Origin of the sequence: Micromonospora sp. H33, assembly GCF_052068455.1 — a bacterium.
Classification (GTDB): domain Bacteria; phylum Actinomycetota; class Actinomycetes; order Mycobacteriales; family Micromonosporaceae; genus Micromonospora.
Genome location: NZ_JBQHDE010000003.1, coordinates 71,057 through 91,290 on the forward strand (window position 1 = coordinate 71,057; position 20,234 = coordinate 91,290).

Consider the following 20,234-nt stretch of genomic DNA (forward strand, 5'->3'; position numbering starts at 1 on the left):
GTATTGCGCCGCGCTGCATACCGCGTATGGTGTCCGTCGTTACCACACACCGGCGGAGGTGCAGCTTGCCAGCTGTCCTGGAGATCGAAGGTCTGCGTAAGACCTACAAGAGTCGTCGGCGCGGCACCCGCAACGCGCTGGACGGCTTCGACATGCGGGTCGAGGCGGGCCAGGTGCACGGCTTCCTCGGGCCGAACGGGTCGGGGAAGACGACCACCCTGCGTACGCTGCTCGGCCTGATCCGGCCCGACGGCGGCCGGATGGCGATCCTCGGCGAGGAGGTGCCGGCGGCCCTGCCGGCGGTCGCCGGCCACGTCGGCGCGATCGTGGAGAGCCCGCAGTTCTTCCCGCACTTCACCGCCCGGGACACGCTGTCCCTGCTCGCCAGCGCCGGTGACGTGCCGGCCCAGCGCATCGACGAGGTGCTGGAGTTGGTCGGGCTGCGCGACCGGGCCGGCGAGCGGGTGAAGACCTACTCGCTCGGCATGAAGCAGCGGCTCGCCGTCGCCTCCGCCCTGCTGAAGAACCCGAAGCTGCTGATCCTCGACGAGCCGGCCAACGGCCTCGACCCGGGCGGCATCCGCGAGATGCGCACGCTGATGCGCAACCTGGCCGAGTCCGGCATGACCGTCGTGCTCTCCAGCCACATCCTCGGCGAGATCCAGCTGATCTGCGACTCGGTCACGATCATCTCGTTGGGCCGCCGGGTCGCGTTCGGCCCGGTCGACGAGGTGCTGGCGCGCCACTCCTCCGGAGCCGTCCGCGTCCGCGTCGAGGCGGCCACCGACCTGCCGGCCGCCGCCGAGGCGCTGACCCGGGCGGGAATCCGGGTCACCGGCAGCGAGCCGGACCACCTGATGCTCGCCGGGGTGGACAAGCCCGCCGCGGTGACCCGGCTCCTCGCCGAACAGGGCCTCTACGTCAGCGAGCTGACCCGGGTCGCCGCCGACCTGGAGAGCGTCTTCCTCGACCTGACCGCCACCGCGCCGGTCCCCGGCCAGCACCGGCAGGTCGACCAGTCCACGAAGGTCGGTGGGGCGGAGCAGCCCACCTCGGGAGGGTGGGGCGCGTGAGTCTCTACCGTACGGAGCTGCGCCGGCTCGCGAAGCGGCGCTTCACCCGCTGGATGACCGTGCTCGGCCTGCTGGTGCTGGCCGCCGTGGTCGTCGGGGTGTTCTTCACCAACGAGAAGATCGACGCCACGGCGCGGGCCAAGGCCGAGGCCGCCGCCGAGCAGCAGTACCAGGAGCAGACGCGCTGGGCGCAGCAGGAGCGGGCCGCGTGCGAGGCGGCGAAGTCGGGCGGGACGACGGTCGACCCCGGCCGGTTCCCGGACGACTGCTCGGTGATCAGCGCGCCGCCGCGCGAGTCGATCCAGGCGGAGTGGTTCCTCCCGTCCACATTCAACTTCCGGGAGAGCTTCGGCTTCACCCTGCTGCCGCTCGCGGCGATCCTGGCGCTGGTCGGGTTCGTGGTCGGCGCCTCCTTCGTGGGGGCCGAGTGGAGCACCGGCGGCATGATGAACCTGCTGCTGTGGCGGCCGAAGCGGCTCACCGTACTCCTGACCAAGCTGGCGGCGCTGCTCACCGGCCTGCTCGCGCTGGCCGTGACCACGACGGCGCTCTGGTTCGGCAGCTTCTGGATCGTCGCGACGTTGCGTGGCACCACCGAGAAGATGACCTCGGGCGCGTGGCAGTCGTTCGCCCTGACCGGGCTGCGCGGCGTGGTGCTCGCGCTGGTCGGCGCTGCGGTCGGCTTCGCCCTGGCCTCGCTCGGCCGGCACACGGCGATGGCCCTGGGCGGGGCGATCGGGGTGATGGTGGTCGGGCAGTTCGGCGTCGGCATCCTGCTCGCCCTGGCCGGGGCCCGCTTCGCCGAGGTCTGGTTGCTGCCCACGTACGTGGCCGCGTGGATGCAGAAGAAGGTCACCCTGGAGAACTGGGAGGCCTGCCAGTCCACCTTCTCCGGAGAGTGCAAGCCGGAGACGCTCGACATCACGTGGCAGCACTCGTCGCTGCTGCTCGGCGTCTCGCTCGTGCTGATCCTCGGCGCGGCGCTCTGGACGATGCGCCGGCGGGACATCTCCTGACGCCCGGCCGTGGGAGGCTCCGGTTCGGGGCCTTCCACGGCCGGTGCCGAAGTCCCGGCGCGGTCGGGCGGTGACGTCGAGCGGGCCATGACGGCGCGGGTCGACCCGTGCGGCCGGTAGGGAGTCCCACTAGGCTGGGGCTCCCGGGTCGGCGTCGCCGCGCCGACCGCCCTCGCGAGGAGAGCCATGCCGCCCGACGCCGCCCCGACCGCCGCCGAGCCGTCCGGGGACGGCCGGACCGGCGGCCGGACGACCGGCGACACCCGGGCGCGGGCCGCGGTACCCCCGCCCCGCCCGGCGCCGGACGTGGAGGCCGTCCCGCCGGACACGGAGGCGATCCCGCCGGATGATGACCGCGACGGTGTCGCGGCGCCGCAGCCGGCCACCGGGCCGACGGACGGCCTGACCGAGCGCGAGCGGGGCATCCTCGACTTCGAGCAGCAGTGGTGGCGCCACGCGGGTGCCAAGGAGCAGGCCATCCGGGACCGGTTCGGCCTGTCCGCGACCCGCTACTACCAGCTGTTGAACGCGCTGCTCGACAATCCGGCCGCGCTGGCCGCCGAGCCGGTGCTGATCGGCCGTCTGCGCCGGCTGCGCTCCTCCCGCGCCCGCAACCGCCGCCGCTGAGGTCCCCGCACGGCGGGCGGCATGCCGGCCTTCGGCGCGGGTAGGCGGGTCGTACCGGCACGGGCCGGGTCGGGACGGGCCGCGGCGGCGGGGGAGGGAGCGGGCCATGGGTGGGACGGACCGGAGCGGGCGACCGGCGGGGCGGCCGGCCCGATCGGCCGCGCCGGCACCGGCGACGGCGACCGGGCCGCAGCCGCACGAGTGGGTGGTCGACGCCCCGTACACGGTTGAGGACCTGGGCACCGGGGTGAGCCGGGTCCGCGACCCGGCCGACCCCCGGGTCGGGAGCCGGGCCCCCGAGGCGGTGGACGATCCGCGACGGTCGGCGGTCGCGCGGACGATGCGGGTGCGCTCGGCGTCGGCTCCGTCGCCCGACCGGCCGGTCAACGAGGACGTGGTGTTCCGGGTCGGGCCGCTGGTCGGCGTGCTGGACGGTGCCACCGTGCCGGAGGGCTTCGACACCGGCTGCGAGCACGGCCCCTCGTGGTACGTCCGGCACCTCGCGGCCCGGATCGGGCTGGCCGAGGCGGCCCGACCGGCGGCGACGCTGATGAGCAACCTCGCGGCGGCGATCCTGGCGGTCCGGGCCGACCACGGCGACCGGTGCGACCTGGACCATCCGGGTACCCCGTCGAGCACGGTGTGCCTGCTGCGGGACGGCGGCGACCAGGTCGACTGGCTGGTGCTCTGCGACAGCCCGCTGGTGCTCGACGTGGGCGGCCAGGTGAGCGTGGTGACCGACGACCGGCTGCACACCGCGCTGGCGGACGTACGGGCCACGGCGGCGGGGCTCCCGGACGACGCCGACCGGGCCACCCGGTTCCGGCACGCGGTCGGGGTGCAGCGGGAGCGGATGAACCGGACGCACGGCTACTGGGTGGCGGCGTCGGACCCGGACGCCGCGTACCACGCGCTGGCCGGCACGCTGCCGCTCGGCGGGCCCGGAGGGCTGCGCCGGGCGGCGCTGCTCAGCGACGGGGCGTCCGCCGCCGTGGAGCACTTCGGCCTGTTCGACTGGACCGCTCTGCTGGACCTGGTCACCGCCGAGGGGCCGGCGGCGCTGATCGACCGGGTACGGGCGGCCGAGCGGGACCTGCCGGACCGCCTCCGTCGGCACAAGGCCGCCGACGACGCCTCGGCCGTTCTCTGCGAGTTCGGCGACGGAGCGTGAGGAGGAACACGATGGGGGCCGACCGGCCGATACCTGCGACCGGACCGCCAGTCGGGCCTCAACAGGGTGGACTCGGGCCGGTAAGCCCGGCAGACTGCGGCACGTGGCGAGTGCGGTGCGGTTGGAGCCGGTCAGCGAACGCAACCTGGAGTCGTTGCTCTCCGTAGCGGCTGCGGAGGCGGAGCCGGCCGACGTCATGCCCCCGGTCGAGGCGCCAGCCGGCTGGTCGCACGCGCGTCGGGAGGCGTTCCGCGAGTTCCACCGGGCGAGCTTCGGCGGGCTGGACGGCCCCACCGGCACCCAGATGTACGCGATCCTGGCGGGCGGCGAGGTCGTCGGGATGATCCGCATGACGCGCTGTGACGAGCCGGGCACGGTCGAGACCGGCCTGTGGCTCGGGCGCTCGGCGCGGGGCCAGGGCATCGGGCCGGCCGCCCTCCGGGAACTGCTCAACGAGGCAGCCGCCGTCGGCATGCGGCAGGTCGTCGCCGCCACCACCCCGGACAATTCCGGAGCGCTGTCCGTGCTGTTGAAATGCGGAGCGAAATTGCGCGAGGACGGCGGCCGGATGTACGCGCAAATCTGCCTCGACTCCGCGCCTCCGGCACTCTGAGAATTGTCTTCCTGATCGCGTAGTCCCTGCTCCTTGCGGCCCTGCTGCCCGTTTTGCGAGGCTCTCCCCCTCGATTCTGATTGTCGCGGCAAGGCATTGCCGGGCCACCAGCAACATGTTTTGCAAATCTGCCTCCGGGTACTGCCCGCCGGGTCCGCTTAACCGGGCACCTGATCGCGGGCCCCACGTGCTGCTCCCCGGTGGCTGCTCTTTCGGTCCGCCGTCGATCAGGTGTCTCCGCTCCGGGGAGCGAAGGAGAACTGATGAACAGCGGAGCACGAATCGGTCTCGCGGTGGGCGCCGGCTACCTCCTGGGGCGCCGCCGCAAGCTGCGGAAGGCCCTCGTCCTGGCGGCGGCGGTCGCGGCCGGCCGGACCAGCCGGAACCCCGGCGGGCTGATCAAGGTCGGCCAGAACCTGCTGCAGTCGTCACCGCAACTGGCCAACCTCGGCAAACTCGGCGGTCCGCTCGCCACCGCCGGCAAGGCGGCGGCGACCGCCGCCGCGGGCAGCGGCATCGACGCGCTCAGCGGCAAGCTGCGCGGCTCGGCCGACGCGCTGCGCCGCAAGGGCGGTGCCGCGGAGTCAGGTCAGGACCAGCCGGGCGGTACGGACCGGTCGGCGGACGACACCGGGGCCGACGACGGTGAGCGGGGGCGGTGAGCATGACCGCGGCCACGAACCCCGGCGGGCTGGCGGACAAGGTCCGGAACCAGCTCGGTGGCGAGGTGCGGAACCTGGCGAGCGCGATCGGTGAACGCGCGGTGCAGGTGGTGACCGAGCGGATCACCGGTGCCACCGGACGGCTGAGCGAGTACGCCAAGCAGGGCGGTGGCCCGGGCCTGATCGCGACCGCGACCGGCGCGCAGAAACTCGCCGAGGGCAGCTCACCGATGAAGGCGATGGTCCATGCCGGGATTGCCGGCGGTAAGGAGAAGCTCATGTCGGCCCTCGGCGGCGGTAAGGGCGGCAAGGGTGGCGGCAAGAAGCTGAAGGTCACCAACATCGTCGAGACGATCGAGGTCGGGGTCCCGGTCCGGGTCGCGTACAACCAGTGGACCCAGTTCGCCGACTTCCCCAGCTCCATGAAGAAGGTGGAGCAGGCCGAGAACGACTCCGACGAGAAGATGACCTGGAAGGCACAGGTCTTCTGGTCGCACCGCACCTGGGAGTCCACCATCGTCCGGCAGATCCCGGACCGGCTGATCCACTGGCGGTCCAAGGGCGAGAAGGGTTCGGTGGACGGCACGGTCAGTTTCCACGAGGTGGCGCCGGACCTCACCCGGATCCTGGTGGTGCTCGAGTACCACCCGCAGGGTCTCTTCGAGCACACCGGCAACCTGTGGCGGGCCCAGGGGCGGCGCGTCCGGCTGGAGCTCAAGCACTTCGTCCGGCACGTGATGACGCAGACCGTGCTGGACCCGGAGTCGGTCGAGGGCTGGCGCGGCGAGATCGAGGACTCGCAGGTGGTCAAGGACCACGAGACGGCCCTGCGCGAGGAACAGGAGCAGCGCGACCGCGCGGAACAGGAGCAGCGCGGACGCGCGGAGCGCGGCCGGCCCGAGCCCGAGCCCGAGCCGGAGGAGGAAGTCGAGGAGGAGCCCCGCGAGGAGCGGCGGCCCGCCGCGCGCGGCCGCCGTCGCCCACCCGTGCGTCGCCGCCCGCCCGAGGAGGACGAGTACGACGCCTACGACGAGGGCGAGGACTACGACGAGGGGTACGGCGAAGAGGAGGAGCCGGAGGAGGAGGCGCCCCCGCCGCGACGCCGGCAGCCGGAACGGGCTCGCCGTCCGCAGCCGCGCGAGGAGGCCACGGAGCGGCCCCGCCCGGTCCGTCGTGCGCCCGAGGCACCCCGTCGACCGGTGGTGCGCCGCCGGCGAGAGGAGCGTGGCGAATGACTGTGGCAACCACTACGGGAGGCCAGCCGGGCGGTGCGTTGGAGCGCGCCGGCAGCGGTGGCAGCAACCTGGCCGATGTCGTGGAGACGGTGCTGGACAAGGGCATCGTGATCGACGCGCAGGTGTCGGTCGCGGTGGTCGGCATCCAGCTACTGGAGATCAACGCCCGGATCGTGATCGCCAGCGTCGAGACGTACCTGCGGTTCGCCGAGGCGGTGGATCGGCTGAGCATCGTTCCGAAGGATCAGAAGGGGCTGCCCGACCTCGTGGAGGGCGCCTCCGGCGCGGTCACCAAGGGCAAGGCCGTCGGTGGGCTCGGCAAGGCCGCCAAGGAGATCAGCGGTGCGGTGGTGGACTCCCTCACCGACCGCGGATCGGAGCGGGAGCGGGAGCGGCCCCGTCGGCGGCGGGACGAGGAGCGTTGAGATGAGCGACGAGAACGTCCAGCCGGCCGGCGAGACCGGTCTGTTCATCTACGGCATCGTGCCGTCCGACGTGGAGCCGACCCCCGACGCGCAGGGGGTCGGCGACCCGCCGGGCGACGTCGACGCGATCCGGCACGGTGACCTGGCGGCGCTGGCCAGCGAGGTGCGGCTGGAGGAGCCGATGGGCCGGCCGGCCGACCTGACCGCTTACGAGAGGCTGCTGGACGGGACGGCGGCGGTGGCACCCGTGCTGCCGGTGCGGTTCGGCACGGTGGTGACAGGGCCGGACGCGGTGCGGGACCTGCTGGAGGCGCACCACGACACTTTCGCCGCCGCGCTCGACGAGTTCGAGGACCGGGTCCAGTACACGGTGCACGGCCGTTTCGACGAGCCGGAGGTGCTCAGCCAGGTCCTGGCCGCCGACCGGCGCGCCGCCGACCTGGCCGGGCAGGTGCGCGGTCGCCCGGAGGCGGAGACCCGCGAGCAGCGGATCCGGCTCGGCGAGATGCTCAGCCAGGCGGTGGAGCTGCGCCGGGAGGCGGCCAACCGCGAGCTGATCGAGGCGCTCACTCCGTACGCGGTGCTGACCGCGCCCCGGGCGCCGAGCCACGAACTGGACGCGGTGAACGTCGCCTTCCTGGTCGAGGTCGAGGATGAGGAGGACTTCATCCGGGAACTGGAGGACTTCGCCGAGCAGCGGCGCGATCTGATCCGGATGCGCCTCCTCGGCCCGCTCGCCCCGTACGACTTCGTCAGCGCGCACCAGTTGGTGGAGTGACCGGTGGACATCCTCTGGTCGCTGCTCACCCTGCCGTACGCCCCGGTACGCGGGCTGACGGCGATCGTCAAGGTGATCGCCCGGGAGGCGGAGTCGCAGCAGTACAACCCGGTCAACATCCGGCGTGAGCTGGAGGAGCTGGACCGCGCGGCGGAGGCCGGCGACATCACGCCGGAGCAGCGGGACCGGGCACAGCAGCAGGTCCTGGACCGGCTGACCGGACCGGCGGGCGGCGGCGTGGGAACACCCCCCGCCGCCGGTCGGCGGTCGCCCCAGGCGGGTCGTCGACGGCGGACCGCCGGACGACCCGCCGAGCGGCGGGGCGGCCAGGATCGCGGGCGAGGGAGATGAGATGGCACCAGGACGGATCCGCGACGACCAGGAGCGCATGCGTGACCGGGGCGACCGCGACGACGACCGGTACGCCGAGGAGGAGGAGTACGAGACGGTGTCGGCGTCCGAGGCGGCCCGGGAGGGATTGCGGCAGATCGTGTCGCTGACCGGCAAGGACCCGCTCGGGATCACCTCGGTCGAGCCCACCGACGACGGCTGGCTGGTCGGCGTGGAGGTGGTCGAGGACCACCGGATCCCGGCCTCGACCGACCTGCTCGGCCTCTACGAGGTGGAGCTGGACATGACGGGCAGCCTGTTGGGCTACCGGCGAACGCGCCGCTACCAGCGCGGCAAGGGGGACGGGGGCTGAGATGACCATGGCGCGACCACCTGCGGTGGTGCAGAACTCCGGGCAGGTCCTGCCCGCCGGCCACGAGCCGGCGAACCTCGGCGACATCCTGGAGCGCGTCCTCGACCGGGGCATCGTCATCGCCGGCGACATCCGGGTGAGCCTGCTCGACATCGAGCTGCTGACGCTCAAGCTGCGCCTGGTCATCGCCTCCGTCGACACGGCGCGGCAGATCGGCATCGACTGGTGGGAGCACGATCCGTGGCTCAGCTCGCGGGCAAGGCCGCCGGTCGAGCCCGGTCCCCGCGACCCGGAGGAGGTGGAGGCCGAGCGCCGGCCGCGCGTCGCCCGGCGGGCCGCCCGGGAGGAGGAGTGGGAATGAGTGCGACGACTGCGGCGGTCACCGCCGCCTGGCTGCACGGCGTGGTCCGGGACGTCCCGCCGGAGACGCTCGCCACGACGCTCGCCACGACGACCGGCATGACGGGCACGCCGGTGCGCGCGGTGCGTGCCGCCGGCCTGGCCGCCGTGGTCAGCGCGGCACCCCTGTCCGAGTACGGCGAGGAGCCGCTGCGCCGGAACCTGGAGGACCTGGCCTGGCTGGAACGCGCCGCGCGGACCCACCACGCGGTGGTGGCGGCGCTGGCCCGGACCGGCCCGGTCGTGCCGGCCCGGCTGGCCACCGTGCACCACGACGACGAGCGCGTCGCAGCGCTGCTCACCGCCCGCCGGGACGAGCTGGCCGCGGTCCTGGACCGGCTCACCGGGCGCGAGGAGTGGGGCGTCAAGGGGTACCTCGTGCCCGGTGCGGCTCCGGTCGCGGCCACCGCGCCGGAATCGGGCGGTGCCGGGGCGGCGTACCTGCGACGGCGTCGGGCCCAGCTCACCGCCCGGGAGGAGGGGCAGCGGGTGGCGGGTGCCGCCGCGGCGGCCGTCCACGACGCCCTGGCCGGGCACGCGGTCGCCGCCCGGCGGCACCCGCCGCAGGACCGTCGACTGTCCGGGGCGCCGACCCCGATGGTGCTCAACGGGGCGTACCTGGTCGACACGGCGGACCTCCCCGGCTTCACCGCGCTGGTCGGTGAGCTGGGCGAACGGCATCCGGAGCTGCGGCTGGAGCTGACCGGCCCGTGGCCGGCGTACTCCTTCGTGGACGGGACCGGGCCGGCGGAGGCAGCGCCCGCCGAGGGCGTTCCGGTGGACGAGGTGCCGGCGTGACCACGCAGCTGGCGCCGAACAGTGCGGACGGGCCGCTCGCGTACCGGCCGGTGGCGCTGGTCGACCTGCTCGACCGGGTGCTCGCCACCGGGGTGGTGATCAGCGGCGACATCACCATCGCGATCGCCGACGTCGAACTCGTCCGCATCTCGCTGCGCGCCCTGGTCGCGTCCGTCGGCGCCCTCGCGGCGCCATCCGACGCCGCCGCGGCTCCCCCGGAGACCGCCGTGCCGGGATCCGCCGTGCTTCCCGGGGAGGTGACATGACGGAGCGGGACGAGGCGGCCGAGCTGGCGGCGGCGGTGCACGGGACGGCGGCGGGCCTGGACGGGCCGACCTGGCGGACGCCGCGGGTGAAGCCGCTGGACCGCCGGCTCGCGGTGGACCAGGACTCCGTCGAGCGGGGGCTGGCCAGCCTCGTGCTCACCGTGATCGAGCTGCTGCGTCAGCTCATGGAACGGCAGGCGCTGCGCCGCGTCGACCTGGGTGACCTCACCGAGGAGCAGGTCGAACGGATCGGGACGACGCTGATGGCGCTGGAGGAGCAGATGGCGGAGCTACGGACGTACTTCGGCCTCGCCCCGGAGGACCTCAACCTCGACCTCGGCCCCCTGGGCCCCCTCCTCCCCACGGACTGACCCACCGCTCAGCGGGACGGGACCTGCTTCTCGGCGTACGCGGCCAGCCAGGCGACCTGGGCCGGGTCCAGGGAGGGGCGGACGCGGGAGCGGGCGGTCGCCACGTGGGCCGCCGTGACCGTGGCGGCGGCCAGCGACTCGCGCATCGCGGCCAGCGCCGCCTCCCGCACCAGCGCGGCGCAGTCCGCCGCGGAGAAGCCGTCCAGTTCCTCGGCGAGCGCGGCGAGGTCCACGTCCGGTGCGAGCGGCACGGTCCGGGACGCGGCACGCAGGATCTCCGCGCGGGCCGGCCCGTCCGGTGGCGGGACGTGGACCAGCCGCTCCAGCCGGCCGGGGCGCAGCAGGGCCGGGTCGACCAGGTCGGGCCGGTTGGTCGCGCCGACCACGACCACGTTGCGCAGCGCCTCCACGCCGTCAAGTTCGGTGAGCAGGGCGGCCACCACGCGGTCGGTCGTACCGCCGTCGGTGGCCTGCCCGCGTACCGGCGCGAGCGCGTCCACCTCGTCCAGGAAGACCAGCGTCGGCGCGGCCTCCCGGGCCCGGCGGAACAGCTCGCGGACCGCGCGTTCGCTCTCGCCCACCCACTTCGACAGCAGCTCCGCGCCCTTGACCGAGAGCACGTTCGCCCGGCCCGAGCCGGCCAGCGCCGTCACCAGGTACGTCTTCCCGCACCCCGGCGGCCCGTAGAGCAGCACCCCGCGCGGCGGCTGCACGCCGAGCCGCGCGAACGTGTCCGGATAGGTCAGCGGCCACAGCACCGACTCGGTCAACGTCTGCTTGACCTCGACCAGGTCGCCGACGTCGTCGAGGGTGACCGACGCCAGCTCCAGCGTGGACGCCGCCATCGTGGTCGGGCGGACCACCTCCAGCGCGGCGGCGAAGTCGGCCATCGCCACGGTCGGGCGCTCCACCGCCTTCTGTCGCAGCGCCGCCCGGACGCCGGCCTCGCGGACCAGCGCGGCCAGGTCCGCGGCGACGAATCCGGGGGTACGCGCGGCCACCTCGTCGAGCCGGACGTCCTCGGCGAGCGGCACCTGCCGGGTCAGCACGCTCAGCTGTTCCCGCCGGAGGGCGGTGTCCGGCAGCGGCACGGTGATCCGCAAGGAGAGCAGGTCCGGGGCGCGCAGGGCCGGGTCGATGGCCTCGGGGCGGCCGGTCGTGCACACCACCGCGGCCCCGGCCGCGATGGTCTCGGCGATCACCTGCCGGAACACGGTGGCGACCGGGCCGGGCGCGTCGGCCGGCGCGAGCGCCTCGACGTCGGTGACCAGCAGCACCGCCGGGCCGTCCGCCCGTACGTCGGCAGCGGCGGCGCGCAGCCGCTCGGCCGCCGCCGCGTTGGTCAGCGCGGCCAGTTCGGGCCCCCACAGCGGCCGGACCCGTGCCCCCACCTGGGCGGCGACCGCACGCACCAGCGCCGACTTTCCGGAGCCGGCCGGGCCGTCGACCAGCACCCCGAGGGACACCGTGGTGCCCAGCCGACGGAGCACCTCGCGGTGGTGGAAGCCGAGGTCGAGCAGCTCGCTCAGCTCCTCGGCCTGGGCCCGCAGCCCGGGCAGCTCGTCCACCGACGGCGCCCCGGCCGCCGCGCCCACACCACCCGCCACGCCCGCCCCGGCATTGCGCACGTTCTCGGAAAGAGTGGCTTCGGGCGCCGTGGAGGCCCCTCTTTCCCGGAAAGTGCGCGGATCGTGATCGCGCTCGGCGGTGGTCGCGGGGGTCGCGGAGCCGTGGGTGGCCGGGCCGTGCTCCCAGGCGACCACCGTGTCCATCGTGACCAGTGCCGCCGCGTCCGGCTCGGCGGTGACCACCGTGAGGAGGGTGCTGGTCCACGCGTAGCCCACGCGGTTGGACAGGCTGTTCCGGGCCGCCTCGACGAGGCTGCGCACCGACGCGTCCGGCAGCACGTCCTGCGGGAGCAGCGAGACGTCGTCCCCGGCGGTGACCATCTTGCCGAGCAGCGCGAGCCGGAGCATCTCCGGGGAGACGGCCGCGACCACCGCTGCCGGGCCGGCCAGCACCACCCGACGCGCGGCGGTGACCGGGGTCGGGCGGACCGTCACCTGACTGCCGTCGCGTACGCCCAGGTTGCCCAGCGTCAGGTCGTCGGCGTACAGGAGCCCCGGGCCGGCAGACGGCTCGGCCGCCGCGACGATCCCGGCGGTCACCCGCCGGCCGGCGAGCCGGACCGGGTCACCGGGGCGCAGCCCGAGCGCGGTGAGCGCCTCCGGGTGCAGCCGGACGATGCCGCGCCGGGCGTCCAGCGCCGCCGGCCGCAGCGACGCGGTCAGGGTGAGCTCCGATTCCCCCATCCGCCGAACCATAGCCGGTGCGGGGAAGAGCACCCCTGCCGACGCGTTACCGACCCGCGCCCGGCTAGCGCGGCGGGTCGATGTCGGTCAGCAGCGACGGGTCGTGGCGGATCAGGTCCGCGAGCCGGGCCGCCGGGTCCGGCCGTACGCCGTCCGGCCCGGACGACCGGTCCGGCACGGTCCGCGCGGACAGCGGCCACGCCGGAGGGGGCGCGACCGCGGGCTCCGCGCTGACCGTCACGCTCCCGCCCGACCAGGCCACCCCCAGCGGGTACGCCTGACCGTCGTGCTCCACCCGCACCGCGACCGCCAGGCCCAGGTGCCGCTCGACGATCCGGCGTACCGCCTCGGCGACCTCCTCGACCGGGTCCGGTCCGGGAGCCTCGGCCCGGTGCTGGCCGGCCGACCGGCCGGTCGGGTCGTCCCGCCACGCCGCCGGCGTCGCGCCGCGCCGTACCCCCGCGTCCCGGTGGTCCGGCCACGCCGGGCCGGCGTTCCGGCCGGCCTCACCGCGCCCGGTGTCCCCACGCGCGGCCTCCGCGCGCGCGGCCTCGCCCTGCCCCGGCTCCCGGCGGCCCGCCTCCGGGCCGGGCAGCCGGACGGAGTCCCCCTCCGTCCCCGGCTCGGCGCCCCGCCGCCGCAGCGCTTCCTCGCGCCGCGCCAGCCGGGCCAGCGTCTCGTCCAGTCCACCCCTCATCACGACCACCCCTCATCGAGGAAACGGGTTCGACCGCCCGTCGGTTCAGCTCCCCAGGTCCTCGTCGGTGGACCGCCAGGACTGGCCGAAGAGGACGCCCAACGGTGCGAGGAGTGCCAGCAACAGCAGCAACGGCAGCAGGCGGCCGGCGGCGGAGGGTCGCCGGCGGGCCCGCGGCGCGGGGACGGTCATGGTCTGTTACTCCTCCGGCGGAGGCGAGGGGTGGGCTGGCACCGGGATCGACGTCCAGTCCCATGCACCGGACCGGACCCGGAAACTAACCGACGCTCCGCGCACCCTTCCCCTCGTCAATCAGTCAGTTTCCCGTCACCTAGCGCAAAGTGACGTGTGGTTGACCGGGCCGGCACCCTGCGTGTGATCGTGGGAGCGATCTGAAGGGATGAGGGCGATTTCCGCTGAAGATCCGAATTCACGTGATCCGAATTCATCGCGCTGGATGGACGGGCCGCGACGCGGCCGCCCCGGTCCCGCGCGTCGATCGGGGCAACCGGACGAACGTACGGCGGATCTCAGGCAACGCTCAGGATCCGGGCCGTACCGTGTGCCGCATGAGATCGCCGTTCTCGGCCGCGCGGATCCGGCGTGCCCTGCCCACCCGCCGGCGCGCGGTGGCCGCCGCGGCGGTCGTCGTCCTGCTCGCCGCGGCCGTGGCCTGGGCCGTCCGCCCGCAGGGGTCGGACCTCCGCACCGAGTCGGCGCTCCTCACCGTCCGGTCCGGACCGTCGGGCGACGAGCCGGTCGACCTGGACACCACGCTCTACCTGCCGGAGGACGCGTCCGCCGACGCGAAGGTGCCGGCGGTGCTGCTCGCGCACGGCTTCGGCGGCACGAAGGAGTCGGTACGCGCCGACGCCGAGGAGATCGCCGGCCGGGGGTACGCCGTGCTGGCCTGGACGGCCCGCGGCTTCGGGCGCAGCGGCGGGCAGATCCACCTGGACCACCCCGACTACGAGGTGCGCGACGCGCAGCGGCTGCTGGACTGGCTGGCCGCCCGACGGGAGATCCGCACCGACGCCACCGGCGACCCGAGGGTCGGCGTGGTGGGCGGCTCTTACGGCGGCGGCCTGGCGCTGCTGCTCGCCGCCCAGGACCAGCGGGTCGACGCGATCGTCCCCATGATCACGTGGAACGACCTCTCCCGCGCGTTCCTGCCGGAGAACACCGGCAAGGAGCCGGTCGAGGGCGTGTTCAAGAAGAGCTGGGCGGGGCTGTTCTTCGGCGGCGGCGGGAACGTCGGCTCCGGGCCGGCCGGCATTTCCGGGGCGACCGGTGCCCAGCCGGAGGGTGCCCCCGCCTCGGCCGGGCCGCCCAGCCCCGGCCCGACCGCCGGCCCCGGGACCGGCCCGGGTCGGGCCCCGGCCGGCGCCGCCGACCCGTCGTGCGGGCGGTTCGCCGCCGACGTCTGCGCCGCGTACCTGCGCATCGCCACCACCGGCCGCGCCGACCAGGCGGGCGTGGACCTGCTGCGCCGGTCCAGCCCGGCCGGCGTCCTCGACCGGATCGAGGCGCCGGCCCTGCTGGTGCAGGGTGCGGCGGACAGCCTCTTCCCGCTCACCGAGGCCGACGCGAACGCGCGGGGGATCGCCGCCAAGGGCACCCCGGTGCGGGTCGCCTGGTTCACCGGCGGCCACGACGGTGGTGAGGGCCCGACGACCGACTCGGACCGGGTGAACTTCCTGACCGTGCAGTGGCTCGACCACTACGTCAAGGGCGCGGGCCCGACCCCGGGCGACGACTTCACCTTCTCCCGGATCGCCGGCTTCGACGCCCTCGACCGGGGGCTGGTCGCCACCGGCTACCGCACGACCGACTACCCCGGGGTCACCGGCACCGGCCGCCGCGAGGTGGTGGTCGCCGGCCCGCCGCAGCGGATCGCCAACCCGCCGGCGGGCAACCCGGCCGCGATCTCGTCGGTGCCGTTCGCCGGGGAACTCTCCTCGCTGCTGGGCGGGGTCGCCGGAGACATCCCCGGCCAGCACGCCCGCTTCGAGTCCGCCCCGCTGCCCGAGGCGGTGGACGTGGTCGGCGCGCCGACCGTCTCGATCCGCGCCGCGTCCCCGACCGGCGAGGCGGTGCTCTTCGTCAAGCTCTACGACGTCGACCCCAGCGGCGCGGCCACCCTGCCCAACGGGCTGGTCGCGCCGGTCCGGCTGACCGGCCTGCCGAGCGAGGTCGAGGACGCCGCGCCGGTCACCGTCACCCTGCCGGCGATCGTCCGCCGGATCGAGGCCGGGCACCGGCTGCGGCTGGTGGTGGCGACCTCCGACCAGGCGTACGCCACCCCGGTCGAGCCGACCGTGCACACCGTGGCCCTGGGCGGCGGTGCGGTCGCCCTGCCCACGGTCACCGGCGAGCCGATCCCCACCACGGCGACCGTCTGGCGCTGGGTCCTCGCCGGCCTGCTCGCCGCGATCGCGATCGGGCTCGTCGTGCTCGTCGCCGTGCTCCGCCGCCGGCACCGCCGCCAGGAGAGCAGCGTCCACCCGGCGTACGCGGACACGCCGCTGGTGGTCCGGGAACTCCGCAAGGAGTACGCGGACGGCTTCGTCGCGGTCTCGAACGTGGACTTCGAGGTGCACCCGGGGCAGGTCGTGGGCCTGCTCGGGCCGAACGGCGCCGGCAAGACCACCACCCTGCGGGTGCTGATGGGGCTGACCCAGCCCACCGCCGGGGAGATCTACGTGTTCGGGCACCGGCTGGTGCCCGGCTCGCCGGTGCTGTCCCGGATCGGCGCGCTGGTGGAGGGCCCCGGCTTCCTGCCGCACCTGTCCGGACTGGACAACCTGAAGGCGTACTGGCGGGCGACCGGCCGGCCCTGGGACGACGCGCACTTCGACGAGGCGCTGGAGATCGCCGGCCTGGGCGCGTCCGTGCACCGGAAGATCAAGACGTACAGCCACGGCATGAAGCAGCGCCTGGCGATCGCCCAGGCCATGCTCGGCCTGCCGGAGCTGCTGGTCCTCGACGAGCCGACCGACGGGCTCGACCCGCCGCAGATCGCCGAGATGCGCCGGGTCCTCCAGCGGTACGCCACCGGCGGGCGCGCGGTGCTGGTGTCCAGCCACCTGCTCGCCGAGGTGGAGCAGACGTGCACCCACGCCGTCGTGGTGAACAAGGGCCGGATCGTCGCGTCCGGCCCCGTCGAGGAGATCGTCGGCGAGTCGCCGAGCGTCCTCGTCGAGGTGACCGACCCGGAGGCCGCGCGGAACGTGCTGGACCGCCTGGCGGGCGTCCGGGTGCTCCCCGACGGTGACGGCCAGCTCGTCGTGGACACCAACGGCACCGCCCGCAGCGAGGTGGTGGCCGAGCTGGTCCGGGCCGGCATCGGGGTGGACCGGGTGGTGCCCCGGCGCCGCCTGGAGGACGCGTTCCTCGCCCTGGTCGGCGAGAACTCTCGGGGAAGCGGGGACCGGTGATGGCGGGAACGACTGTCGAGGATGGGACGGGCGGTCCCGGCGGTACGGGCGGTCCCGGCGGTCCCGGCGGCGCGGCCTCCGGTGCCGCGGCGGGCTATCGTCCGTCCGCCACGCTGCCCTTCGTCGCCGAGTTCCGGCGGCAGGCGGCCCGACGGCGTACTCAGCTCGCGCTCGGGTTCATGGTGCTGCTGCCGCTGATCATCCTGATCGCGTTCCAGTTCGACTCGGGGGACGACGACGACAACGGGCGGGGCGAGTTCGGCAGCCTGATCGAGTTCGCCACCACCGGCGGGCTCAACTTCACCCTGTTCACGATCTTCGTCTCCGCGTCGTTCCTGCTGGTGGTCGTGGTGGCGCTGTTCTGCGGTGACACCGTGGCGAGCGAGGCGAGCTGGGGGAGCCTGCGCTACCTGCTCGCCGTACCGGTGCCCCGGGCCCGACTGCTCGCGGTGAAGCTGCTGGTCGCGCTCGCGTACTCGGCCCTGGCCCTGCTGACGCTCGCCGGCACCGCCCTGCTGCTGGGCACCCTCCGGTACGGGTGGGAGCCGCTGCGCAGCACCGTCGCCGCCCAACTGGAGCCGGGGGAGGGGCTGCTGCGGTTGCTGGCGGTGCTCGGGTACCTGGCCGTCGTACTCCTCGTGGTGGCCGGCCTGGCGTTCCTGCTGTCGGTGTCGACGGACGCCGCGCTCGGCGCGGTCGGCGGCGCGGTGCTGCTGTGGATCCTGTCCAGCATCCTCGACCAGATCACCGCGCTGGGCGTGCTGCGTACCTTCCTGCCGACCCACTACAGCACCGCCTGGCTGGGGCTGCTCTCCACGCCCGTGCAGACCGACGACGTGGTCCGGGGGACCATCTCGGCGGTCAGCTACGCGACGATCTTCTGGGGGCTGGCCTTCTGGCGCTTCACCCGCAAGGACGTCGTGTCATAGCAGCGAGGCCGCCGGGGTGGGCGCGCCCTCGGTTGGGGCTCCCGGCGTCGGCGTGGGTGGCACCGGGGCGGGTGTGGCCGGCTCGCGCTTCTCCCACGCGCTGACCCCGATCCGGTCGGTGTTGCCGAGGTCGATCGGCCCGTCCGTGTCGACCTCCTGCCCGGGCTGGCCGGCGGCCGGGGCGACCTCCAGGTGCTCGGCGTTCGTCGCAACAACGGCCGGATCGGTGACCAGGTTGCGCCAGAGCACGGCGGCGCCCGCCCGCTCACCGGGGGCGAGGACGAGCGGCCGGGGCGGGTCGTCGAAGCCCGACGTGATTCCCTTCGCCCCGGGGATCACCCGGACCGGCACCGGGCCGCCGTCGGCGTCCCGCAGCCGGAGCGCCGGGTACCCGTGGAGCGGGTAGGCGCGCGTGCCGCAGTTGACCAGCTCCACGCCGAGCGCGCGCAGCCCCATGGGGGCGCTGACGCCGAGCGCCCGGATCCGGATGCCCGATGCCGGGCAGTCCGCCATCGGGTCGACCCCGGCCGACGGGGTGATCGGGTCGACGCCGGCCGACGGGGTGACCTGGGGCGGCGACGGGAGCCGTACCGGCACCGGCCCGGCCTCGGGCGGGTCAGTCGGCCCGCAGCTGGCGAGCAGGACGATCCCGGCGAGCGGCACGGCGAGCCGGCAGCGGATCAGGGTCCTGCGGAGGAACACCCGCCGATCCTCGCGCCGGCCCTGTGGGTGGCCGGATGCGCACGGCGTCCTGTCGAGCTGCCCCGTTCATGGGACCAGAGCGCGTTCCTGGCCGCCGCTCATTACGGGGTTTCCACGCAGGTCATCCGCTCCGCGATGTTGATCCTCCGCGCCGAGGGGCTGGTCGAGGGCCACCAAGGGCGCGGCGTCTACGTTCGGGAGCGCGGGAACTCACCGTAGATCTTGGAAGATTTCGGCCCCTGGGGGGAGGGGCCATTTCCTTCCAAGATCTCGAAGAGGTGGCCGGTCGCACAGATGGGGCAGCTCGACAGGGAGCGAAGGGGCACCTCGGCGCTGCGGAGTAGGTCACATCTGGCCACAGCGTGGGAACGGACGGTGGACAGCCGCCGGCCTTTGCTTAGACTCGGCAGCACAACTGCATACCTCATCCAGAGGGGCTGAGGGATACGGCCCGACGACGCCCCGGCAACCACCCCGCGCGCTCATCGCAGAGCGACCGGCGGGGCAGGTGCCAATTCCGTCCCCGCCGCAGAGTGCGACGCCGGGGAAAGATGAGAGGACTCTCGACATGACGTCGACGATCGCCCCCTCGGGGATCGACACCGCCAGCAGCCCCGCCCGCGCCCTGGTCTGCCGCGCCTGTTCGGCCCGCTACCCGCTGGCCGCCCAGCACGCCTGTTACGAGTGTTTCGGCCCGCTGGAGGTCGACTACGACGCCGCCGCCCTCGCCGCCGTCACCCGCGAGCAGATCGAGGCGGGTCCGCAGAACATCTGGCGGTACGCGGCGCTGCTCCCCGCCGGTCAGGACCCGGCCACCCGGGTCACCCTCGACCCGGGGCTGACCCCTCTGGTGGCCGCCCCGCACCTCGCCGCCGAACTGGGCATCACCGCGCCGCTGTGGGTCAAGGACGACAGCGCCAACCCGACGCACTCCTTCAAGGACCGGGTGGTCTCGGTGGCGCTGACCGCCGCGCGGGCGCTCGGTTTCAACCGGTTCGCCTGCGCCTCCACCGGCAACCTGGCCAACTCGGTCGCCGCCCACGCGGCCCGGGCCGGCGCGCCGTCGGTGGTCTTCATCCCCAGCGACCTGGAGCAGGGCAAGGTGATCACCACCGCCGTGTACGGGGGTGACCTGGTCGCCATCGACGGGTCGTACGACGACGTGAACCGGCTCTGCGGTGAGCTGGTGGAGACCGACGAGTTCGAGGACACGGCGTTCGTCAACGTGAACGTGCGCCCCTACTACGCCGAGGGGTCGAAGACGCTCGGGTACGAGGTGGCCGAGCAGCTCGGCTGGCGGATCCCCGCCCAGGTGGTGATCCCGATGGCGTCGGGCGAGCTGCTGACGAAGATCGACAAGGCGTTCAGCGAGCTGGTCGAGATCGGGCTGGTGGAGGCGCCGGCGGGCGGCTGGAAGGTGTTCGGCGCCCAGTCGGCGGGCTGCAACCCGATCGCCACGGCCCTGCACGCCGGCAGCGACACCATCACCCCGGTCAAGCCGACCGGCATCGCGAAGTCGCTGAACATCGGCGACCCGGCCGCCGGCCTGTACGCCCTCGAAGCCGTCCGCCGCACCGGAGGCTGGATGGAGTACGTCGACGACGACGAGATCCGCGCCGGCATCCGGCTGCTCGCCCGGACCACCGGCGTCTTCGCCGAGACGGCCGGCGGGGTGACGGTGGCGGTGCTGCGCAAGCTCGTCGAGTCCGGCCGACTCGACCCGGCCGCGGAGACCGTCGTCTTCAACACCGGCGAGGGCCTGAAGACGCTCGACGCCGTCGCCGGCCAGGTGGGCCCCACCCACCGGATCAAGCCCTCCCTGCGCGCCGCCCGCGACGCCGGCCTCCTGGGCTGACGGAGCACCGCCGCTCGGCGGGGAGGGCCCGCTAGCCCGCACCGGGACGAATCGCCCGGACGGGGGATCGGGCGATCCGCGCAGTAATCGGCTTTTCGCGGTGAGTGCGGAAAACGCGCCGTGAAGGACTTGACGGCAGCAATCGGGCGGCGCAAGATGCTCCGT

22 protein-coding genes, 2 pseudogenes and 1 riboswitch are annotated in these 20,234 nt (G+C 74.3%); of the genes and pseudogenes, 19 read left to right on the plus strand and 5 right to left on the minus strand.

Annotation, left to right across the window (positions count from 1 at the left end; all coding sequences use genetic code 11):
- Positions 1–65 precede the first annotated feature (65 nt).
- The 15 genes from ACTMS0_RS09485 (at position 66) to ACTMS0_RS09555 (ending at position 10,137) form a co-directional block, all read left to right on the plus strand.
- Positions 66–1,073 (plus strand): ATP-binding cassette domain-containing protein, encoded by a 1,008-nt coding sequence (locus tag ACTMS0_RS09485; protein ID WP_441154775.1) that lies wholly within the window; start codon positions 66–68, stop codon positions 1,071–1,073.
- Positions 1,070–2,089, plus strand: a complete 1,020-nt coding sequence (locus tag ACTMS0_RS09490; protein WP_441154776.1) for an ABC transporter permease subunit — start codon at positions 1,070–1,072, stop codon at positions 2,087–2,089. The genes ACTMS0_RS09485 and ACTMS0_RS09490 overlap by 4 nt, the downstream gene beginning before the upstream one ends.
- Before the next feature lie 186 nt (positions 2,090–2,275).
- On the plus strand, positions 2,276–2,716 hold the full coding sequence (locus ACTMS0_RS09495; RefSeq protein WP_441154777.1) for a DUF3263 domain-containing protein: 441 nt from the start codon (positions 2,276–2,278) through the stop codon (positions 2,714–2,716).
- 106 nt (positions 2,717–2,822) lie between these two features.
- Positions 2,823–3,887: a hypothetical protein gene (locus tag ACTMS0_RS09500; RefSeq protein ID WP_441154778.1), complete on the plus strand. Its 1,065-nt coding sequence runs from the start codon at positions 2,823–2,825 to the stop codon at positions 3,885–3,887.
- Between the two features lie 103 nt (positions 3,888–3,990).
- The gene (locus ACTMS0_RS09505; RefSeq protein WP_441154779.1) at positions 3,991–4,500 is read left to right on the plus strand and encodes a GNAT family N-acetyltransferase; all 510 of its coding nucleotides are present in this window, start codon (positions 3,991–3,993) and stop codon (positions 4,498–4,500) included.
- A 263-nt stretch (positions 4,501–4,763) separates the two neighbouring features.
- Entirely contained in the window at positions 4,764–5,162 is a 399-nt protein-coding gene (locus ACTMS0_RS09510; protein WP_441154780.1) for a hypothetical protein, read from the plus strand.
- 2 nt (positions 5,163–5,164) lie between these two features.
- Complete coding sequence (locus ACTMS0_RS09515) at positions 5,165–6,397, plus strand: SRPBCC family protein (RefSeq protein WP_441155154.1); 1,233 nt, start codon at positions 5,165–5,167, stop codon at positions 6,395–6,397.
- Positions 6,394–6,822 (plus strand): gas vesicle protein GvpJ, encoded by a 429-nt coding sequence (gene gvpJ / locus ACTMS0_RS09520; RefSeq protein ID WP_441154781.1) that lies wholly within the window; start codon positions 6,394–6,396, stop codon positions 6,820–6,822. Before ACTMS0_RS09515 ends, gvpJ (ACTMS0_RS09520) begins: the two co-directional genes overlap by 4 nt.
- Position 6,823: 1 nt before the next feature.
- A complete protein-coding gene (locus ACTMS0_RS09525; protein ID WP_441154782.1) occupies positions 6,824–7,600 on the plus strand; it encodes a GvpL/GvpF family gas vesicle protein in 777 nt (258 codons plus the stop codon).
- A 3-nt stretch (positions 7,601–7,603) separates the two neighbouring features.
- Entirely contained in the window at positions 7,604–7,951 is a 348-nt protein-coding gene (locus ACTMS0_RS09530; protein WP_441154783.1) for a gas vesicle protein GvpG, read from the plus strand.
- A gap of 1 nt (position 7,952) precedes the next feature.
- The gene (locus ACTMS0_RS09535; protein WP_441154784.1) at positions 7,953–8,303 is read left to right on the plus strand and encodes a gas vesicle protein; all 351 of its coding nucleotides are present in this window, start codon (positions 7,953–7,955) and stop codon (positions 8,301–8,303) included.
- Between the two features lie 7 nt (positions 8,304–8,310).
- Positions 8,311–8,664: a gas vesicle protein GvpJ gene (gene gvpJ, locus ACTMS0_RS09540; RefSeq protein WP_441154785.1), complete on the plus strand. Its 354-nt coding sequence runs from the start codon at positions 8,311–8,313 to the stop codon at positions 8,662–8,664.
- Positions 8,661–9,500 (plus strand): GvpL/GvpF family gas vesicle protein, encoded by an 840-nt coding sequence (locus tag ACTMS0_RS09545; RefSeq protein WP_441154786.1) that lies wholly within the window; start codon positions 8,661–8,663, stop codon positions 9,498–9,500. Before gvpJ (ACTMS0_RS09540) ends, ACTMS0_RS09545 begins: the two co-directional genes overlap by 4 nt.
- The gene (locus ACTMS0_RS09550; protein WP_441154787.1) at positions 9,497–9,766 is read left to right on the plus strand and encodes a gas vesicle protein; all 270 of its coding nucleotides are present in this window, start codon (positions 9,497–9,499) and stop codon (positions 9,764–9,766) included. The genes ACTMS0_RS09545 and ACTMS0_RS09550 overlap by 4 nt, the downstream gene beginning before the upstream one ends.
- On the plus strand, positions 9,763–10,137 hold the full coding sequence (locus tag ACTMS0_RS09555) for a gas vesicle protein K (RefSeq protein ID WP_441154788.1): 375 nt from the start codon (positions 9,763–9,765) through the stop codon (positions 10,135–10,137). Before ACTMS0_RS09550 ends, ACTMS0_RS09555 begins: the two co-directional genes overlap by 4 nt.
- Positions 10,138–10,145: 8 nt before the next feature.
- On the opposite strand, the pseudogene ACTMS0_RS09560 reads toward ACTMS0_RS09555, so the two are convergent.
- The 4 genes and pseudogenes from ACTMS0_RS09560 to ACTMS0_RS09575 form a co-directional block, all read right to left on the minus strand.
- Positions 10,146–11,714: pseudogene (locus ACTMS0_RS09560) on the minus strand (AAA family ATPase); the annotation flags it as partial.
- Between the two features lie 134 nt (positions 11,715–11,848).
- A pseudogene (locus tag ACTMS0_RS09565) lies at positions 11,849–12,449 on the minus strand (AAA family ATPase); the annotation flags it as partial.
- A 64-nt stretch (positions 12,450–12,513) separates the two neighbouring features.
- Complete coding sequence (locus ACTMS0_RS09570) at positions 12,514–13,146, minus strand: hypothetical protein (RefSeq protein WP_441154789.1); 633 nt, start codon at positions 13,144–13,146, stop codon at positions 12,514–12,516.
- Positions 13,147–13,191: 45 nt separating this feature from the next.
- On the minus strand, positions 13,192–13,338 hold the full coding sequence (locus ACTMS0_RS09575) for a hypothetical protein (RefSeq protein WP_441154790.1): 147 nt from the start codon (positions 13,336–13,338) through the stop codon (positions 13,192–13,194).
- A gap of 377 nt (positions 13,339–13,715) precedes the next feature.
- Here ACTMS0_RS09575 and ACTMS0_RS09580 point away from each other — a divergent pair, with 377 nt between their 5' ends.
- Together ACTMS0_RS09580 and ACTMS0_RS09585 are read left to right on the plus strand one after the other, a co-directional pair.
- Entirely contained in the window at positions 13,716–16,583 is a 2,868-nt protein-coding gene (locus ACTMS0_RS09580; RefSeq protein ID WP_441154791.1) for an alpha/beta fold hydrolase, read from the plus strand.
- Entirely contained in the window at positions 16,583–17,512 is a 930-nt protein-coding gene (locus ACTMS0_RS09585) for an ABC transporter permease subunit (RefSeq protein ID WP_441154792.1), read from the plus strand. Before ACTMS0_RS09580 ends, ACTMS0_RS09585 begins: the two co-directional genes overlap by 1 nt.
- Here the strand turns inward: ACTMS0_RS09585 and ACTMS0_RS09590 are convergent.
- Entirely contained in the window at positions 17,507–18,214 is a 708-nt protein-coding gene (locus tag ACTMS0_RS09590) for a DUF4232 domain-containing protein (protein WP_441154793.1), read from the minus strand. The genes ACTMS0_RS09585 and ACTMS0_RS09590 overlap by 6 nt on opposite strands.
- A 27-nt stretch (positions 18,215–18,241) precedes the next feature.
- On the opposite strand from ACTMS0_RS09590, the gene ACTMS0_RS09595 reads away from it, so the two are divergent.
- Positions 18,242–18,433 (plus strand): GntR family transcriptional regulator, encoded by a 192-nt coding sequence (locus ACTMS0_RS09595; RefSeq protein WP_441154794.1) that lies wholly within the window; start codon positions 18,242–18,244, stop codon positions 18,431–18,433.
- A 202-nt stretch (positions 18,434–18,635) separates the two neighbouring features.
- Positions 18,636–18,772: riboswitch (SAM riboswitch) on the plus strand.
- A gap of 10 nt (positions 18,773–18,782) precedes the next feature.
- Positions 18,783–20,069 (plus strand): threonine synthase, encoded by a 1,287-nt coding sequence (gene thrC / locus ACTMS0_RS09600; RefSeq protein ID WP_441154795.1) that lies wholly within the window; start codon positions 18,783–18,785, stop codon positions 20,067–20,069.
- The last annotated feature ends 165 nt before the right edge of the window (positions 20,070–20,234 follow it).

Coding starts and splice junctions, on each gene's coding strand:
- ACTMS0_RS09495 (WP_441154777.1), top strand. CDS start 2,276: ATGCCGCCCGACGCCGCCCCGACCGCCGCCGAGCCGTCCGGGGACGGC.
- thrC (WP_441154795.1), top strand. CDS start 18,783: ATGACGTCGACGATCGCCCCCTCGGGGATCGACACCGCCAGCAGCCCC.
- ACTMS0_RS09555 (WP_441154788.1), top strand. CDS start 9,763: ATGACGGAGCGGGACGAGGCGGCCGAGCTGGCGGCGGCGGTGCACGGG.
- ACTMS0_RS09515 (WP_441155154.1), top strand. CDS start 5,165: ATGACCGCGGCCACGAACCCCGGCGGGCTGGCGGACAAGGTCCGGAAC.
- ACTMS0_RS09545 (WP_441154786.1), top strand. CDS start 8,661: ATGAGTGCGACGACTGCGGCGGTCACCGCCGCCTGGCTGCACGGCGTG.
- ACTMS0_RS09585 (WP_441154792.1), top strand. CDS start 16,583: ATGGCGGGAACGACTGTCGAGGATGGGACGGGCGGTCCCGGCGGTACG.
- ACTMS0_RS09580 (WP_441154791.1), top strand. CDS start 13,716: ATGAGATCGCCGTTCTCGGCCGCGCGGATCCGGCGTGCCCTGCCCACC.
- ACTMS0_RS09500 (WP_441154778.1), top strand. CDS start 2,823: ATGGGTGGGACGGACCGGAGCGGGCGACCGGCGGGGCGGCCGGCCCGA.
- gvpJ (WP_441154781.1), top strand. CDS start 6,394: ATGACTGTGGCAACCACTACGGGAGGCCAGCCGGGCGGTGCGTTGGAG.
- ACTMS0_RS09525 (WP_441154782.1), top strand. CDS start 6,824: ATGAGCGACGAGAACGTCCAGCCGGCCGGCGAGACCGGTCTGTTCATC.
- ACTMS0_RS09510 (WP_441154780.1), top strand. CDS start 4,764: ATGAACAGCGGAGCACGAATCGGTCTCGCGGTGGGCGCCGGCTACCTC.
- ACTMS0_RS09535 (WP_441154784.1), top strand. CDS start 7,953: ATGGCACCAGGACGGATCCGCGACGACCAGGAGCGCATGCGTGACCGG.
- ACTMS0_RS09570 (WP_441154789.1), bottom strand. CDS start 13,146: ATGAGGGGTGGACTGGACGAGACGCTGGCCCGGCTGGCGCGGCGCGAG.
- gvpJ (WP_441154785.1), top strand. CDS start 8,311: ATGGCGCGACCACCTGCGGTGGTGCAGAACTCCGGGCAGGTCCTGCCC.
- ACTMS0_RS09575 (WP_441154790.1), bottom strand. CDS start 13,338: ATGACCGTCCCCGCGCCGCGGGCCCGCCGGCGACCCTCCGCCGCCGGC.